An 18115-nucleotide genomic window follows, 5' to 3' on the forward strand; every position below is an offset into this window, starting at 1 on the left:
CATTTAAGAAATTCTGCGGACACTAATAACGTCTAGGCTTGTGATATTAATATTTGCATGATTATCAACCCAAACAAGAAATCCGTCTTCTACATTAATAAATACGCCTGTTCCATCGATCCGATCGCCACCAGAAAACACCTGGATTTTATCGCCTTCTCTTAAACCGTCTAATCTTCCACGACGTCTAGGCTCAAACCTTTCTTCACATTCAAAATCTTCTTCAAATTCTCTACGTCTTTCTCTTCTTCGACAATCATCAAAGTCGCAATCTCTTCGGAAATTATCGAAATCACAATCTCTCCGGAATTCATTACCTCTTCGCCCAAAGAACATTTTAACAACTCCTTTTCCTTGCTTTATACTCTTGCGTTATATTCTATGAAAGTAATGAAATAATTGATTAGACTTGTATCATCAATAAAGAAAAATGGATAGATTTCTTGCTAACAAAACAATAAATATATATACATCAATTAAAAAAACGACATAAAACCCCTCCTTTTAGATGGGAGAGAGCATCTGGCCGTGCATAGAAGCGGTCAGGGCCTTTTTCCGCCACATGCCAAGTAAAAACAGAACGAGCAAATGAGGGTAGATCACTTTTTATTCTGCGCAGCAGGGATTTAGATGCCGAAAAATGAAAATAGATTTATATAGACAAAATAACCATACTTTGTACAAACCTTTTCTCTATACGTATGCTATTACTAAGATAATTTTCATCAAATTACACCCCTATCTCCCATAGATTTCCTATGCATAAACACAGCTATCTAATATGGATAACAAAAAAACTGCCCCAAAAAGTCGTTAAATAAAGACCTTTTAGAGACAGTTTTTTGTTCACATCTTATTTATTCGCATTCATTTCTTGCTGTAATTTCTGATTAGAGCTTTGTAATTGTTGATCAAATTTTTCTAATGCAACCTGAATAGCTGCTTTGTCTTTCTTCTGAACAGCCGCTTTCAATTCTTTCTGAATACTACGCTCACCTTGTTCTTTACCTTTATCATGATCCTCTTGTTTTCCGAATACTGCTTCTAATTGCTTATGCGCTTCTTGTTTTGTTAATTTCCCATCTTTTACTTGTTGTTTAATAGAATCAATTTCTTGTTTATGAGCTTGGTAAAACGCTTTTCGCTCTGCTTTCTTTTGTTCCTCTTGTTTTTGAGAACCCACTGTTTTGTGCAATTGCTTCTCTAAATTTTTATGTGTTGCTAAATCTTGTGTAAGTTTATTTTTCAAATCAGAAGAAGCATATTGATCAATGATATTCGTAAACTCCTTCTTATAGTTACCTTTATGTTGATGTTCTGATGTTTCATGTGTAGCTGATTTGTTAGATGTATCGGAATGATCTGTTGCTGCACTTCCAGCTGCTGGAGCTAATATTGATGCTGCTAAAACAGGTGCAATTAAACTTGATCTTAGTTTCATTTAAATCTCCTCCTAAAATGCTTAATTAACTTACTAGTAGCATTATCGAACATGTTTCTTAACTTTTCCTTAACTACATAAAAACATCTTTCTTTTTAGGTGGACGAGAGCATCTGGCCATGCATAGAAGCGGGCAGGGCCTTTTCCTGCCTCATGCCAAGTAAAAACAAAGAGAGAAAATAAGTAGCAGTCACCTTTTGTTCTTCATAGCCGCGACTTATATGTTGGAAAATCAAAATGGAGATATATACCTAAAAACATCTTTCTTTTTAAGTGGACGAGAGCATCTGGCCGTGCATAGAAGCGGGCAGGGCCTTTTCCTACCACATACGAAGTAAGAACAGAATGAGCAAACGAGTCTAGGTTACTTTTTATTCTGCATAGCAGGAATTTAGATGTTGAAACATTAAAATTGATTTATATATAAATCCCTTTCTTTTTAGGGGGACGAGAGTATCTGGCCATGCATAGAAGCGGGCAGGGCCTTTTCCTGCCTCATGCCAAATAAAAACAAAGAGAGAAAATGAGTAGCGGGCACCTTTTGTTCTTCATAACTGCGACTTATATGCTAGAAAATCAAAATGGATTTATATAAACACTTCATCGCCCCTATGGGTATACAAAGAACTTCCTAGCTGTTATGCACTTGAAAGTTTCATATAAAAAGCCAATTTCCTTGTAGGAAATTGGCTTTTTATATGAATTCAGTGTGTTTACTTTTTTTGAGTATTGCAGCGATAGCTAGAAATAATAGCTCACTTAACGGAAGTAAGACGAATTACTTCTTAATATGCTTTACTATAAGTGAAGTGTATGCTTCCGCTCCTTCTTTCGTCAAATGGACTGCATCTGGTTCAAAATACGCTTGTTTCCCAGCACTTGCTGAATGCCAATCAACTAGTGTAATATTAGAGAATTTCGATGCTACTTCTTTTAATTTTTCATTAACCACCGATTCCCACGGACGCGGCACTCTAGTATTAACCAATATAACTTTATGTTTATTACCTATTAACTGAATCAATGATTCTATTTGTTCAGTAGTAAATGCTCCATTTGTACCCAATCCAATAATAACATAATCCCCCAAAGTACCCTCTTTTTTCATTCTCTCTACCGTATCAACCGCTTGAGACATCTGCCTTCCAATCTTCGCGTCAATATTGACATTAGGAAAAGCATTTTTCAAATATGGAGAGATATCAATCATAATTGAGTCGCCAATGGCTGTAATGGTTGGAGATTGTTTCGTTTGTGCCGAAGCTTCTTCTTTTTCCTCTTTATTTTCAGCTGGTTTATCAGCATGCTCCTCTTTAACTATACTTGGCTGTTTCGCCTGTTCTTTTTGTTCCGTTTGCACCGCTTCTATCCTATTTTCCTTAGGATTCTCTTTTGCTTTTCCAGCTGTTGCTAAACCAAAGCTAGCTGTTGAGAAAAGCAATAGTGCACATATTAAAGCTAGCTTACTACTGAACTTTAAGTTTCTTACTCTCAATTTCTGTAAACGAATATTCTTCAACGCACCTTGACGAATTGGATTTTCAATAAACTTCCATGAAAGTTGCGCCACAAACAGGATTAAAAAGAATTGAAAAATGGCCCTAGTGACTTGAAATTCTCCCGTACTAACTTGCGGACTCGTCAATGTGATAATCGGATAATGCCAAAGATATATCCCATAGGAGCGGACACCCATCCAACGTAAAGGTTTAAACCTCAAAAATACAGCAATTCGGCTAGCTGGATGAGCAAGATTGGCTACTAATACAGCAGTAGCAATTGATAAAAGGAACATTCCCCCTCGGTAAAGGAATGGATCATATTGATTCGTTTTCCAAAACATAACAAGAATAACAATAAGAGCAATTCCTCCAATTACATCAAGAGCGAGACGTGCTGGTGCAATAATTTTATTAGCAAGCCTACTGCTCGGCCAAATGAAAGCGAGTGCTGCACCAATCAATAAGGAAAATGCTCTTGTATCGGTACCATAATAAACCCTACTTGGATCTACGCCTGGCTCATATATCATTGCCATTGCGATAGCTGAAGCAATAGCTCCTAGAAAAATAAATAGTGCCAGACGTGATTGTTTCTTTATGTAGTAAAATCCTAAACTAATGATAAATGGCCAGACCACATAAAATTGCTCCTCAACAGCTAACGACCAAAAATGATTCAAAGGAGAAAGTTGGCCGAAGTTATCAAAATAGGATACTTTGTGAAAAATATACCACCAGTTACTGAAATAGAATACAGCTGCTAACGAATCTTCCCGCATTTTCCCCAGTAAAGAACTATGAAAAATCGTAACCCATGCCAAAACGATAATGAGCATGACAATCATTCCTGGAATCAACCTTCTTATCCTACGCAACCAGAAATTCTTCAAATCAATTCTCTTATTTTTCTTCCACTCAATAGCAAGAATATCAGTAATTAAATAACCAGAAAGCACAAAAAATACAGTAACGCCTAAGAATCCTCCAGGCATCCACTTAAAATTGATATGGTACAACATAACACCTAGTATAGCTAGGCCCCTTAGACTATCTAATCCGACCATATAACGATTATTTTTATTTAATGGTGTGGGCATTCACAATCCTCCCTATATTTCTCTTAGATGTTTTTGTTGCTTTTACTTCTCCTATAAAGTTCTTTTTCAATCATCAATGATTTCATGTCGTTTTTATTCTTTTTTTAAAGTTTCATAATAATTTTTATGAGATTCTTCTACTTCTTTTGCTTGCTTTCATAATTTTTTATCTTCAATTGTAACTTCTCTATAAATCAATTTCTCCTACGATATTACATACAGCTATCATACCAAAAATCTGCTGAAAAATGCTCATCTTCAAGTTTATACCTTTTGTCTTTTCATCCTTTTATAATAGGTACGGCAGCAACGAATTGTATATATATTCATTTTAATTTTCCAGCATATAAGTCGCGGCTATGAAGAACAAAAAGTGACCTGCACTCTTTTTGTTTTCACTTGGCATGGAATAGGAAGAGGATCTGACCGCTTCTATGCATCGGCGGATCCTCTTTCCCCCCCAAAAAGAAAGGGGTTATGTCGGGTTTTCAATTTGAATTTATATAGGTGAATATCGTTCATTAAAATAAATTCTTGTATTTTATAGAAAAGGAAAAGCACCCCCATCCTTAGCGAGGTGCTTTAGCAATTATGCTTCTTTTATATTTATACACGTAAAGCTTTAACGCTTCAAGTTTTATAGATTTTTTTCACCAGAATGACAATTATATCAACTTTCACAGAAAAAAAGACTTGAATCATGACAAGTCTTTTTTTTCTGTAGGGTCAAACAAAGAAAGAGTGGAGATAGAAAATGCACAAACATGTCAATCAAATAAAACTGTTCGAACTAAACAAATTTTCAGAAAACTGAAATCGCTGAGGGATGTGTGTTCACTCTTTCTTTGTAATGACAAGTTTATCACTAAAAATAAAATAAAACAACAAAATTCACATAAATTCGACATTTTTTTCGCGAATTAACACCATATTATCTCAGCTGTTATAACCAACTCGTTTCAATGATCTTGATTTTTTGCACCAAAACCGCAAAAGGATTTAAACTTTAACATACAGCTCATCCACTTAATTGTACCAATTACTGAGTCATAAAAAGATACAATCCTTAAAATTATACACATGATTCTACTTAATATTTCATCATCTATGAACTCTTCTACACTAATACTTAAACTTAACTAGTCTTTTCTATATATATCCATTTAAATTTTCCAGCATATAAGTCACTGCTATGAAGAACAAAAAGTGATATGCACTCGTTTGCTCTCTTTGTTTTCACTTGGCATGGGGCAGGAAAAGGATCTGACCGCTTCTAGGCATGGCCGGATGCTCTCTCCCACCTAAAAAGAAAAGTTTTATGTCGATTTTTCAATTTGTACTTATATAATTGACATTCTTCTGTGCCTATACTTAATTTTTATTTGGTCGGAAAAGATCTTGTAATAAAAATACAATCGTTATGATAACCATTACAAAATTAAAGATAAGAGATGCTATAACAGTTGCATCTGTCATATATAAAAACATGATACCTATCAAAAAAATTGCTGTAATAAAAGGTACGCTTTGTCTTGCAGTTGTTATAGAGTGACCTTTTCTCTTCTTTAAATATGTCATAATTACACCTAGAACTAATAATAAAGAAACAGTCACGAAGAGTCCGAACCAACCAAAAGCATCTTCAACAAACCAAGGTAAAAAGCGCATGGTTGAGGAACATATAAATAGGGTGAGTACTAAAAGAAATAATTGTATGAGAGATAGTGCTATATTTATGCTTTTTTGTTTCATTTTATTAAACCTCCAAGAGTTTGCAAATACAGGAGTGATATTTGTATTTAAATTTATATGAAAAGACTTACTAAGAGGTCATATCATGGAAAGGGAGTCCATAATATCTTCATTTTGTTGATCAATTAAAAGTTGGTTAGTACCTGCTGCTGAAACTTTAAATAAAAAGCTTTCACTGATGGAAGTTTCACTTTATTTAAGCTCACAGGACTGAATCAATATTGAACTACCCCCACCTTCACTTCGTTTAGAGGAAGGGAGCTTCTCGGTTAAAATGGTAAAACAGGTCATATTATGGAAATATAATTCAGTCCATTATTGTGAATAACTATAAATTAACAATACACCTTTAAAAACTAAGTTTTACAAATAATATTTTGCCAAGCTGAAACTCCAGAAATCTCAGTTACAAACAAACGATCATTAAAATCTACGTGTTTCTTTAAAGTATCCATAATCCTAATACATGAATCAGAAGTTGAAACAAACCAAGTAAATTCTGTGATTTTTGCACATGTTTCATACTCTTTGATCGCTTTAATAAAGTCTTCATAATACCTTTCTGGCTTCTTTAAAACGTAAGTAATAATTTTTAAATTACTCATAATTACACCTCATTCCAATAAAAATTTTCTACAATTTTCGACAATAAAACGACATAAAAATACTTTTTAAATATTTAGCAAGCTGTACTTATCTTAATAACCATAACAACATCTATTGTTAGCAAGCAAAATATTCAAAAAAACTAAATTCTCATTTTATTTTCATTAATCCCTATGTATAAATATTTACATTAAAAGAATTTTAAAACCAGTCTATTTTTTAATAAACTTATCTGATAAAATAAGTAGGAAATAACGCTAAGTTTAATTTCATTAACTATTTAACAATTTAATTAATCTATATATACACCAATTAAAAAAACGACATAAAATTCCTCTTTTTAGGTGGGAGAGAGCATCTGGCCATGCGAAGTAAAAACAGAACGAGCAAACGAGTGGAGGTTACTTTTTATTCTGCATAGCAGGGCGGGGATTTATATATCTTTACAACATCAAAATTAGAGAGTACAAATAGGGTGTTTAAAACGATTATTTTTTAATGTTACTAAAATTGGTGCGCATTTATATTATAAAATCTTTATAATTCGATATTTTTGTATTCGTAATGTCATAACAAGTATAATTAAAATGTTTGATTAGAAAATTGTCGCCTTATTAAACAAAAGCAAAAAACCCCGTTACTGCATTTAGTAGAGTACCGGGGCTTTTTGCTTTTTACATATTGTTCACTTGCTGTACTATATAAAGTTCGTCCTCTTGAATTGCGAACTTTATATTGTTGCGATCCATTTGTATTTATATAGTTGATAAAGTGAAACTTTAATCAGTGGGAGTTTTCTTCATCCCCCCACTGATTATTAGCCCTCACCAATCGGGCTTTTACGGGCAGTCGATCCCTCACCTAACTTCTTTGCTTTTGCTGAATTTTGAGGCGGGGATCTTACTGCCCGTTTATGCGAGATAAACTAATATTTTCTTAATCGATTACTGCGATATCACCACATCCAAAATATCTTACAGTTCTTCCCTTCTCAACTAACAGCTTTACTAATTTTATTTCTTCAAAAAACAACAAATAACGACATTTTTCAAAAAATATGTCGTTATTTGGCATCTTTTATTATAAGATATATAACGTAATATCAAGATTTAAGAGGAGTGTGGTTGAATGTCAGTTCTAAAAAACAGTAAGATTGGTACGAAGTTGAATACATTAATGATTACAGCTAGTATTGCATGTATTCTCTTATCCATTATAGGGGTTATCGCTTTAAAGAAAACAGGTGAAGCTTCTGCAAGTATGTATGACGAAAGGTTACTTCCAATTTTTTGGATAGAAGCTCTAGAATCGAACTTCTACGCCGGGAATAGTAATTTTATGGAACTCATGCTTACAACTGATGAAAAAAGAAACAAAGAACTATCAAATAATATAGCTGAACTACGTAAAGAAAATGATGAGTTATTAAAAAACTTTGAGTCTAAGATCAGCTCACAAGAAGAAAAGCAATTATATGCAAACTTCAAAAAAAACTTTCAAGAATTTAGAACTCAAATGAAAGAAGCACAAAATTTAGCAGTAAACAATAAAAATGAAGAAGCTTATGCTTATTATTCAAAAAACACTGAGCCCGCTATGCAAAATGCTATTAATTCTATTCAAGAACTTGTGAAATATAATAGTGATCAAGCAGAAAAATTACAAAAAAATAATACAAACGATGCACATACTACAATACTGATGTTTATTATTATTTCAGCTATTGCGACTGTAATTATTATATGTATTGGATATATTATTAAAATCGCGATTAAACGTCCGATTGATTTATTACAACATGATATGAAACAAGTAGCTGATGGAAATTTAGTCATACGTACTTCCTATCAAGCAAATGATGAATTAGGAGCTATCGTTACTTCTTTTAATCACATGTTAGATAATTTACAACAATTAATTGAGAAAATACAGGTAACGACACACGAAGTTACTTCCTCTACCGATAATATGTTACAGAATACAACACAAGCATCTAAAATATCTAACGAAGCTGTTCAAACCATTAATGAAGTAAACAAACAAATAGAAGGACAAGTTACTAGTATTCATGAAAGTTCAACAGCAATGAGTGACCTAACAAATGGCGTTCAAACAGTAGCTGAATCAGCATCAACTGTTGCTGAAGTATCTGTTGCTACAACAGATCGTGTAAATAACGGAAGTAAAGTAATCAAAGAATCTATTACGCAAATGAATAATGTACATGCAGTTGTTGCAGAAACATCTACAGTGATAGAACGTCTTATTATGCGTACACAGCATATAGATAAAGCTTTAGATGCGATTACGAATATTGCGGAACAAACAAACTTGCTTGCTTTAAATGCTGCAATCGAAGCAGCACGTGCAGGAGAAAATGGAAAAGGGTTTGCAGTTGTTGCAGCTGAAGTGAGAGATTTAGCGGAACAATCCAAGCAATCCGCAAAAGAAATTAATGATTTAATTAAATCCATCCAACAAGATACAAAAGATACGGTTCAAATCATGAGAAAAGGACACGAAGAAGCTACACAAGGAAGAAATGCTGCTAATGAAGCAGACGAGGCCTTTTCAACAATCATGCAAGACATTCATAAGATAACACGTCAAGTTCAAGAAGTATCAGCTACGACAGAAGAAATGTCTGCTGGAACGGAAGAAATTAACGCTTCCCTATCAGTAGTATCAGAAACTTCTATAAAAGTAGCGGAAGATACAAATCAAACCGTACAAGCCATTCAAACACAAGCATCATCCATTACAGAAATAACAAATCAATCCATGCAAATAAAGAAAAAAATTGAAGAATTAGAAGGATTACTTTCGCAATTTAAAATTAAAGAATAAAAAACAATAAATTTAATTTCACTTTATGAACAAAAAAAGCGCAAATATGATACATCTGCGCTTTTTTCTCTTAACTGAATCTCAATCGTAATTCTATATAAATCCATTTCCATTTTTCGGCATCTAAATCCCTGCTATGCAGAATAAAAAGTAACCTCCACTCGTTTGCTCGTTCTGTTTTTACTCCGCATGGCCAGATCCTCTCTTCACCTAAAAAGAGGAGTTTTATGTCGGTTTTTTAATTGATGTATATATAATAGTGTTTATTGCTTAGCTACTTCATCTTGTGAATAGTAGCTTAGTAGTGCGTTATATAAAAACTTCGCATACTGATCACGAGTTACAAACATTTGTGGTTCATACTTCCCATCACCAGTTCCTACCACAACGTTATTAGATTGTAAGGCACTAATTGCATCTTTTGCCCAAAAATCTTCCGGCACATCTGTAAACGTATGCTTTTGTTTCACTTCAAATTCAAATGTTCTTGTAAGAATTTGTGCCATTTCTGCACGAGTTAACGGTGCCTTTGGACGGAATTTTCCATTTTCATCCCCTTTAAAAATACCAAGATCTGTTAATTGTAAAATTTCGTATGGAAACATTGTTGAACTTCCATCGATGTCTTCATATGGATTTTCTAAATCTGCGCGCTGTTTCAGGCCAAGCGCACGATAAAGTACCGCTGCTGCTTGTTCACGTGTTACATTATCTCCTACACCAAACTTTCCATTTCCATAACCATACATAATTCTATGGTAAACTAAAGACGTAATTTCCTCATATGCCCAATGATCTTTTGGTAAATCATTAAATGTAAGAATGATATCCGGTCCAACTGGTGGAGTCTCATTAGTGTTTGCAGAAACGCTATTTGCACCTACAAATACCCCGCCCATTAAAGTAAGAGACGTAATCACTTTTACTAACTGTTTCTTCATTTCATTCGTCCACCCTTCCCCTTCATTTATGTACATATTAATTGTATAAAAAAACCAAAAATGGAACAATATATTTTCCACATTACATATGACATTTTTTTGAAGTGTATTCATTACAAGGTTTGTACCTCACGCCTTAGAATGAACCTTTTCTTCCCATTGCACCGTTTCCGTTTCTGATTTCCGAAAAGTAAACGCCATTCCCGCGAAGATAAGAATAATCCCTACAATCTGCACTGTAGTCGGCCGGAATCCAGTAAATACTGTGTCCAGTAAAATTGCTACACCTGGATCTAAAAAGACTAATACGGAAATAAGCCTTGTTGGCAAATCTCTTAAACTGTCGAAAAATAAATAATAAACAAACCCTGTATGGATGAGTCCTGTTGCTGTAATTGCAATCCAATTACTTTCTGTTAATCCTTGAAATTCCCCAAAGTCTACAAATGGCAATAAAAGAAAGATTCCTAAAAACGTTTGCAAAAATGTCATTGCATACGCGCTAGTCTGCTTAATTCCTTTCCCTAATAAAGTCGTAAATGCATAAAACAATGCGGCAAGAAGCGCCCAAATCATCCCAGATGACATCAATTTCTCTAAAGAAATACTTCCATCCACTCCCGCTACTAAAACAGTACCAATAAAACAAATGACGATTGAAATAATAGATAATATTGTTAGTTTCTCTTTAAATACTACACTGCCAATTAGTAATACAAGAATTGGCGCAAGGTGATATACAGAAATTGCAATCGTTATGGACATTACTTCAAAAGCTTTAAATAAAAACACCCAGTTAAAAACAAGGAATACACCACAAGCTAATATTTGCAATATTTCTTTTCGATTCCATTTTTCCTCTTTAAACTTCCCTGTTACAAGCCAGCATAAAGTTAAAAATACCGTGGCACAAATGCAGCGTACAAATACTAATTCAAAAGACGGCAAACCGGTTCTAACTGAGAAAAATCCAATTGAGCCAAAAATAGACATAGATAGTATCATTTTTATAGCTGGCATCGATTTTGTTTGATTCTTTGGAAACAATGCATATAACCTCCTTTGAATTTTGCTATATATACATCAATTAAAAAACCGACACCCCTTCTCTTTTTAGGTGGGAGAGAGCATCTGGCCATACATAGAAACGGTCAGTGCCTTTTTCAGCCACATACGAAGTAAAAACAGAAAGAGCAAACGAGTGTAGGTTACTTTTTGTTCTGCATAGCAGGAATGTAGATGTCGAAAAATGAAAATGGATTTATATGGGTATTCTTATATATAAAGCCGCCCTTTATAAACTAAATATTCTAAAAACAATAAATTCAATTATATATTATAAACAATGATCTGTAAAAAAATAGAATAAAAGACATATTAAAATGTGAAGGTTTATCACATCTTAACATGTCTCTTTTATACATGATTGTATTTTTCACATTATTAAGCTTCTTTTGCAGATTATTTGACTCCTACCATACCTCTATTTTTGAAGTGTAAATTGAGAAACAATCTTTTTCAATCCACCTGCTATACTGTGAAGTTGTTCGATTGCAACAGAAATCGTTTGAACGGACTCTTCCTGCTGACGAATAGATTCTTTTACCGCATCGGTGCGATCAGATGATCTTTGTGCAATGTGTGCCATTTCTTCTGCAGAAGCAGAAATTTCCTCACTGCTCGCAGCCATTTCATCCGTAGACATAGATACAGTTTGAATTTGAGCAGATACTTGCTGAACGTTTTCCGTAATTTTCCCAAATACTTCTTCCGTACGCATCACTACTTTTGTGCCTTGTTGTACCTCATGGTCTACTTTCCCCATCATGTCTACTGTATGATTCGTTGCTTCCATTACCTGAGCAACAAGTTGTTCGATTTGTTTTGCAGAATCACTGGATTGCTCTGCTAACTTTCTTACTTCATCTGCAACAATAGCAAATCCTCTTCCGCTTTCCCCCGCACGAGCTGCCTCAATTGCAGCATTTAATGCTAGTAAATTAATTTGCGATGTAATTCCCTGTATGACATCAATAATTTTCACAATCTCTTCTGATTGTTCTTTCATATCCCCTACTTGTCTAACACCCATTTGCACGGATCCTTGAATCGTATCCATTTGTTTAATCATTTGTTTCATTAGTTTGTTTCCTGTCTCTGCGTCTAATGCAGAATGAGAAGATAGCTCATTTACTGACGCAGATGTATCAACGATCCCCTGCATTTCATGCGTTAATTCTTCCATCGCACATGCAGTTTGCTCAGTTGCTTTCTTTTGACTATCAGCGCCACTTGCAACCTCTTTAATATCTATTGTAATTTGCTTAGCTGCATGATTTGATGTTTCTGATGCAGAAACTACTTCATCCGCATGATGGGATAAAAGTTGAATATTATTTTCAACTTCTTGCATATTTCCCCTTAATCCCGCAATCATTTCATTAAAATCTTTTACTAATACACCTAATTCATCTTTTGCTTTATAATCCCCGTATACAGTTAAGTCTCCCTCTTTTGCTCTTCCCATCATACTACTTACAGTTTGCAAAGGACTGACTATCAACTTACTAATGATATAACTTAATATACAAATAAAAATGATACTAGCTGCCACAATTATAATAAAAGTAGTAATTGAGCGTTCAATCATTTTTTTGGAATCATTAAATACTTTATCAGCTAAATCAGAAACATATTTCTCTAAATCTATCGTATGACCCGCTAGCTCGACTCCTTTTGGTTTTAATTCTTTTTGAAATTCATTTATCATTTGAGAGTCATTTGTTACTCTTGCTTTCCCAAACAAATTTTTATATGTATCCATATAATCTGGTAAAACCTTTTTCATTCTTTGAAACAATTCATCTTCTTGTTTACTCAAATTAAAACCATCATCATATTCTTTCAATAAAGATGCATATTCCTTAAGATCTTTTTCAATATTTGTAATACTCTCTTTTCTTTTCTCACTCTGCTCTTGTGAAGTTGTTATGAATTCTAATAAATTATATTCCAATGAATTTTGTGTACGAAGCATACTTTCCAATAAAACAGCGGAATATTGATAGTCATCCACAACAACCTCTGTATCATGTTTTATTTGTTTCATAGAATTGATAGCTAACCAACTCGTCATGATTAAGCCTAAAACAGCCAAGGAAATAAGTGTTAATAATTTATATTTCACCTTTAAATTTTTTAAATATCCCACAACTTCACCTCTATCTCTCTATATATAGATTTTTTAAATTTTATAGTTTATTATTTACAAAATCAGCATAAAAATCAATGAGAAATATTACCAGAAGTAAACTTTTATTACCATAAATAAAGAAGCAGCACAATTGCTGCTTCTCATTTTTGTTGTTTCTCATATTCTTCAAATGTGTGAATTCTTTCAAAAATTGGCGGATGCGTATATAAGAAGAATTTTACTAATGCAGGTGGATTCACTTGGCTTAAGCTTGTTTTCGATAAATATTGAAATGTTTTCACACCTGACTTTCCATCTTTCGTCATGTTTAATGCATATTGATCAGCCGCACGTTCTTCTATACGAGATACATAGTTTGATGCCGGACTTACCGCAAAAGATAATATAGAAGAAATGAGAAAAAACAAAGGAATGATAGAGAAACATGCTAACTTGGATATTTGTAATGTATCTCCCCATTTCCTGAGGCACATATTGATAATACGACTAATGAGATACATGCCCACAAAGGTTAAAACGATATAACTTGCTACGCCCCAATATATATGTTTCATCACATAATGTCCTATTTCATGAGCCATTATAAATAAAATCTCTTTATCTTTTAATTGTTGAAGTGTTGTATCCCACATTACAATGCGAGTATTACGGCCAATTCCTGTTACATACGCATTTAACGCGTTCGTTTTTTCCGACATGTTTACTTCATATACGTGTTCAGCTGGAATATCCGCTTGATCTGCAAGTGCTAAAATTTTCGTTTCTAATTCTTTATTTTTCAGCGTAGAGAAGTCGTGGTAGAGCGGATCAATTAAAACCGGCTGCACGAACGTTAAAAAAATCGTAAACGGTACAGATAGCGCCCATCCAGCTAACCACCATCTCTTAGGAAACTTTCGAATCAGCCATAACAGAACCGAAACAATAAGCAGCATGATTACGTAATTTACCCAGAAATCAATGACATGATCTTTTATCCAGCTCGGTGTTGTCTGCGTTGAAATCCCGTAATCAATCGATACTTTATGTCCAATCCACTGCATCGGTAATGAAAGAGCTGTTGTAAGTAGTGATAAGTAAAATAAATAAATCGCAATCTGCAAAACCCGTACTTTTGTCGTATCCTTTGACCATTTTTCAAAACGCTTTGATACACCTAAAACAAGAACAAACAATAAAATAATCCATTCTAGAGGCGTTGCTAAAAAAAAGAGTAAATTTTTCACCTGCGAGTAATTTTGACTTAGTGTAAGCTCCTTCGCATTCATAAATGTTTGCGGATCAGCACTCGTTCCTTTATACATATCCGGAATGATCTCATGATTCCATCCAAATAAATACCAATATATAAAGAACGCAAAACCAACGTACAAAAAAAGCGACCAACCAATCACTTTCCTCACGGTATTCCCTCCTCTATGCTGCCTGTCTATTATTATTGTAGGTTCATACCTTCTAAAATAGAACAAGCTAATACAGAGAATTGTCATGGAACTTTCAATCTCTTTTCGTTAATTTTCTGATTTTTCTTATAAAATAAATTTGGGAGGCGATTAGAAGATGAAAAAAATTTATGTAACTTTTACATTAGGTTTAATCATTGTAATTAGTATTGGCATTTATTATTTTACAGACTATCGTAAAGCTTCAGCTGAAATACCCCGCGGCATCGTTATGGAAGATATAAATGGCTCTACCGTCTCTTTCGATAACTTACCTAAAAAATTAAAACTTGTAGAATTTATATACACAAAATGTCCCGACATTTGTCCAGTCACTACATACAAAATGAAACATTTACGTGATGAGTTAGAAAAAGAAAATCTCTTCGGGAAAAAGATTGAATTTATTACAATTACAATTGACCCCAAATTTGATACAAAAGAGGTATTAACTACATATTCGAACACCTTTGAAATGAAAAAAACAAAAGGTTGGCACTTACTACGCGGCGATGTAGATGAAACGAAAAAACTAGCAGATACATTTAACTTTCAATACCGCGACCCTGGAAGCGGGCTTTATATTCATACTTCTAACTCTTATTTACTTGATGAAAACGATCGATTAATTGAAGTATTTGGTATGGGAGAACGTGGGTTTAATAGTGAAAAAGTGCTTGAAAAAATTAAAAAGGCAATGTAAAAAACTCTTCTAGGCGCGAAGAGTTTTTTACATTTCTGTTTAAGATCGTATCTCTACGGTATCATGTCCACAATAAAACTGAAGTCCTGAAAGGAAAGTGAACTATATTTCATAATTCCTTGTACAGTTAAAAGGAGTACAAGACCGAGCACACATATATAATTAATGCCATCCTCACTTCTTTTTTCAACTACAATGCCACCGCCAATACATAATAGGCCTAGCAAATGAAGTGCTAAATAAACAAAAAAATAGGCCTCATCCCAGCGAAGAGCAACATTCACTGTCGTAATTATAATTATGCTAACCATAATCAAATAAAATAACTTATTTGATGGTAGTATTTCATTCATATAATCCTTCACATTCCTTTCTATATTTTTCCGTTATTTATCATTAATGTGATTTTTATAATTTTTCAGTATTTTCTAATAAACTCATCTCTACTACTCATCTAAAATATACATGTCACTATTAAAATGAAAAAACTATATAAATCCATTTTCATTTTTCGACATCTAACTCCCTGTTATGCAGAACAAAAAGTAACCTACACTCGTTTACTCGTTCTGTTTTTACCTCGCATGTGGCAGAAAAAGGCCCTGACCGCTTCTATGCATGGCCAGATGCTCTCGCCCATCTAAAAAGAGGGGGTTTATGTTGGTTTTTTAATGGATGTATATATATAAATCCATTTTCATTTTTCGTCATCTACATTCCTGCTATGCAGAATATAAAGTAACCTACACTCGTTTGCTCGTTCTGTTTTTACTTCGCATGTGGCTGAAAAAGGCCCTGACCGCTTCTATGCATGGCCAGATGCTCTCTCCCATCTAAAAAGAGGGAGTTTATGTCGGTTTTTAATGGATGTATATATAAATCATTACCAGATCTCTCTCACTTTGCTTGTATATATTATCGGTGCATCTTTACTCATATAACGGCGATTGATAAACAAAAAGATGAGTACTAAATTTAATCCAATCATAAAAATAATAAGCCCTGTAACGAATGTAGTATGATTGGAAAACTCTGCAAAACTTATCATCCTTTCTTTACTAACGATAAAAGATGTAATAAGTACAGTCGCATTATTTAGCATGTGGATGCTAATTGGCATAAGTAAGCTTTTTGAACGAATATATACAATTGACAATACGATACTAAACACAGCAGCACTAAGAAACTCAACGTGCAAACATCCAAAAAGAAGAGCTACACCTATCATCCCTTTTCCTGTACCCCATTTCGCTGCAAAGCGTTGAAACAGAAATCCCCTAAACACAAATTCACCTATAATAGGAGCTACGAATACAATCATTACAAATTGATAGATGTATCCCCCTGTATGGCCTATGACAGGCTCATACAACGTATTCATTATAAAATCCGGTGTAATCCACGCGAAGCTATACATATACAAAATAAGGTATCCATAACTAAAAAGGCATAACATAGCTGTAATCATGAAAACTTGTAACAAGTTAAATGAACCTCTTTTATTAATAAATGAAGTAAATGGAACATGATACCTTCTATATTCATACCATAGCCAAATGGATGGAAGTATGTAAAATACAAGTAGACTTGTAACGAAAGAAATTGGTAGATGAAAAGTATTTTCTAGCAATTGCTTACTATTATGTTCTATACAAATAAGTAGTGCAAATACAATCAAAAAATATCTAGCTCGCATCGAATGAAACGGATTCACACTCTTCTCCTCCCCTACGTTACTTTAATCATATCATCTCAATCTTAATTTCTAAGTAAGAAAATCTTAAAATTTCCTTAAAAATTCCATAAGTTACAAGAAAATGTTATGATATTCGGTGAAAATAGGGGGGGATTTTATTTTGTATCATGCAAATATTTTACTTGTCGATGACGAAACAGCAATTTTGCAACTATTAACTACTATTCTACAAAAAGAAGGATTTTCTCATATTACAACTGCTACATCCGCTGAAGAGGCTTTATTGCTTGTTGAGCAAAATCATTATGATCTAATGATTCTAGATGTAATGCTTCCTGGGCAATCTGGTTTCGATATTTGTCCGATTATTCGCAAAAAAACGGATTGTCCAATCTTTTTCTTAACAGCAAAAACATCTGATTTAGATAAAGTATCTGGATTCTTATACGGTGCAGATGACTATATTACAAAGCCATTCAATCCATTAGAGGTTGTTGCTCGTATGAAAGCACAACTTCGAAGACATATGAAACAAACTACAAAACCTGTGAAAGAAAAATATTTTAATTCATTCGGAAGATTTCAAGTCGATAAACATGCAGCAGAATTACAAGTCGATGGGAAAATCGTTGAATGTTCAGCTCAGCTTTTTCAGCTGCTACTCTTTTTTTGTGAACATCCTAATTACGTATTTTCCAAAGAAGAAATATACGAAAAGGTTTGGGGTGCTCCTGCCTACGATGGGGATGATAATACAGTTATGGTCCATATCCGAAAGCTGCGTGAAAAAATCGAGCTAGATCCAAGTAATCCACAGTACATAAAAACCGTCCGTGGTCTTGGCTATAAATTCGTTGCAAAGTAGGTAGTAAAT

14 protein-coding genes are annotated in these 18115 nt (G+C 33.8%); 3 read left to right on the plus strand and 11 right to left on the minus strand.

Annotated features, from left to right (window positions below):
• Positions 1–3: 3 nt before the first annotated feature.
• The 5 genes from ACIQ7L_RS04940 to ACIQ7L_RS04960 form a co-directional block, all read right to left on the minus strand.
• Positions 4–336, minus strand: coding sequence for a hypothetical protein (locus tag ACIQ7L_RS04940; RefSeq protein ID WP_400567165.1), 333 nt, complete (start codon positions 334–336; stop codon positions 4–6).
• 517 nt (positions 337–853) lie between these two features.
• Positions 854–1441: a hypothetical protein gene (locus tag ACIQ7L_RS04945; protein ID WP_400567167.1), complete on the minus strand. Its 588-nt coding sequence runs from the start codon at positions 1439–1441 to the stop codon at positions 854–856.
• Positions 1442–2219: 778 nt separating this feature from the next.
• Positions 2220–4040, minus strand: coding sequence for an acyltransferase family protein (locus ACIQ7L_RS04950; RefSeq protein ID WP_400567169.1), 1821 nt, complete (start codon positions 4038–4040; stop codon positions 2220–2222).
• A 1371-nt stretch (positions 4041–5411) separates the two neighbouring features.
• Entirely contained in the window at positions 5412–5792 is a 381-nt protein-coding gene (locus tag ACIQ7L_RS04955; RefSeq protein WP_400567171.1) for a hypothetical protein, read from the minus strand.
• Between the two features lie 356 nt (positions 5793–6148).
• Positions 6149–6397: a CRISPR-associated protein Cas2 gene (locus ACIQ7L_RS04960; protein WP_400567172.1), complete on the minus strand. Its 249-nt coding sequence runs from the start codon at positions 6395–6397 to the stop codon at positions 6149–6151.
• A gap of 1129 nt (positions 6398–7526) precedes the next feature.
• Here ACIQ7L_RS04960 and ACIQ7L_RS04965 point away from each other — a divergent pair.
• Positions 7527–9245, plus strand: a complete 1719-nt coding sequence (locus ACIQ7L_RS04965) for a methyl-accepting chemotaxis protein (protein WP_400567174.1) — start codon at positions 7527–7529, stop codon at positions 9243–9245.
• A gap of 263 nt (positions 9246–9508) precedes the next feature.
• Here the strand turns inward: ACIQ7L_RS04965 and ACIQ7L_RS04970 are convergent, their stop codons facing one another.
• From ACIQ7L_RS04970 to ACIQ7L_RS04985, 4 genes are all read right to left on the minus strand, one after another.
• A complete protein-coding gene (locus ACIQ7L_RS04970) occupies positions 9509–10186 on the minus strand; it encodes an S-layer homology domain-containing protein (RefSeq protein WP_400567176.1) in 678 nt (225 codons plus the stop codon).
• Positions 10187–10315: 129 nt separating this feature from the next.
• Complete coding sequence (locus ACIQ7L_RS04975; protein ID WP_400567666.1) at positions 10316–11206, minus strand: DMT family transporter; 891 nt, start codon at positions 11204–11206, stop codon at positions 10316–10318.
• A 463-nt stretch (positions 11207–11669) separates the two neighbouring features.
• Positions 11670–13397, minus strand: coding sequence for a methyl-accepting chemotaxis protein (locus ACIQ7L_RS04980; RefSeq protein ID WP_400567178.1), 1728 nt, complete (start codon positions 13395–13397; stop codon positions 11670–11672).
• A gap of 143 nt (positions 13398–13540) precedes the next feature.
• A complete protein-coding gene (locus ACIQ7L_RS04985) occupies positions 13541–14803 on the minus strand; it encodes a M48 family metallopeptidase (protein ID WP_400567180.1) in 1263 nt (420 codons plus the stop codon).
• Between the two features lie 157 nt (positions 14804–14960).
• Between ACIQ7L_RS04985 and ACIQ7L_RS04990 the strand changes: the two genes are divergently transcribed.
• Positions 14961–15545, plus strand: coding sequence for an SCO family protein (locus tag ACIQ7L_RS04990; RefSeq protein WP_400567182.1), 585 nt, complete (start codon positions 14961–14963; stop codon positions 15543–15545).
• A 53-nt stretch (positions 15546–15598) separates the two neighbouring features.
• Here ACIQ7L_RS04990 and ACIQ7L_RS04995 read toward each other — a convergent pair whose 3' ends face one another.
• Both ACIQ7L_RS04995 and ACIQ7L_RS05000 read right to left on the minus strand, forming a co-directional pair.
• On the minus strand, positions 15599–15898 hold the full coding sequence (locus tag ACIQ7L_RS04995) for a hypothetical protein (protein ID WP_097897618.1): 300 nt from the start codon (positions 15896–15898) through the stop codon (positions 15599–15601).
• Between the two features lie 530 nt (positions 15899–16428).
• A complete protein-coding gene (locus ACIQ7L_RS05000; protein ID WP_400567184.1) occupies positions 16429–17259 on the minus strand; it encodes a CPBP family intramembrane glutamic endopeptidase in 831 nt (276 codons plus the stop codon).
• Positions 17260–17401: 142 nt separating this feature from the next.
• Between ACIQ7L_RS05000 and ACIQ7L_RS05005 the strand changes: the two genes are divergently transcribed.
• The gene (locus ACIQ7L_RS05005) at positions 17402–18106 is read left to right on the plus strand and encodes a response regulator transcription factor (RefSeq protein ID WP_400567186.1); all 705 of its coding nucleotides are present in this window, start codon (positions 17402–17404) and stop codon (positions 18104–18106) included.
• The last annotated feature ends 9 nt before the right edge of the window (positions 18107–18115 follow it).

This window comes from Bacillus sp. NPDC094106 (genome assembly GCF_044764345.1).
Lineage (GTDB): Bacteria > Bacillota > Bacilli > Bacillales > Bacillaceae_G > Bacillus_A.

What these genes read in the sequence shown, in the direction of transcription:
- ACIQ7L_RS04955 (WP_400567171.1), bottom strand. Translation starts at nt 5,792, where the DNA reads ATGAAACAAAAAAGCATAAATATAGCACTATCTCTCATACAATTATTT.
- ACIQ7L_RS04975 (WP_400567666.1), bottom strand. Translation starts at nt 11,206, where the DNA reads ATGCCAGCTATAAAAATGATACTATCTATGTCTATTTTTGGCTCAATT.
- ACIQ7L_RS04940 (WP_400567165.1), bottom strand. Translation starts at nt 336, where the DNA reads ATGTTCTTTGGGCGAAGAGGTAATGAATTCCGGAGAGATTGTGATTTC.
- ACIQ7L_RS04965 (WP_400567174.1), top strand. Translation starts at nt 7,527, where the DNA reads ATGTCAGTTCTAAAAAACAGTAAGATTGGTACGAAGTTGAATACATTA.
- ACIQ7L_RS04945 (WP_400567167.1), bottom strand. Translation starts at nt 1,441, where the DNA reads ATGAAACTAAGATCAAGTTTAATTGCACCTGTTTTAGCAGCATCAATA.
- ACIQ7L_RS04950 (WP_400567169.1), bottom strand. Translation starts at nt 4,040, where the DNA reads ATGCCCACACCATTAAATAAAAATAATCGTTATATGGTCGGATTAGAT.
- ACIQ7L_RS04970 (WP_400567176.1), bottom strand. Translation starts at nt 10,186, where the DNA reads ATGAAGAAACAGTTAGTAAAAGTGATTACGTCTCTTACTTTAATGGGC.
- ACIQ7L_RS04960 (WP_400567172.1), bottom strand. Translation starts at nt 6,397, where the DNA reads ATGAGTAATTTAAAAATTATTACTTACGTTTTAAAGAAGCCAGAAAGG.
- ACIQ7L_RS04995 (WP_097897618.1), bottom strand. Translation starts at nt 15,898, where the DNA reads ATGAATGAAATACTACCATCAAATAAGTTATTTTATTTGATTATGGTT.
- ACIQ7L_RS04990 (WP_400567182.1), top strand. Translation starts at nt 14,961, where the DNA reads ATGAAAAAAATTTATGTAACTTTTACATTAGGTTTAATCATTGTAATT.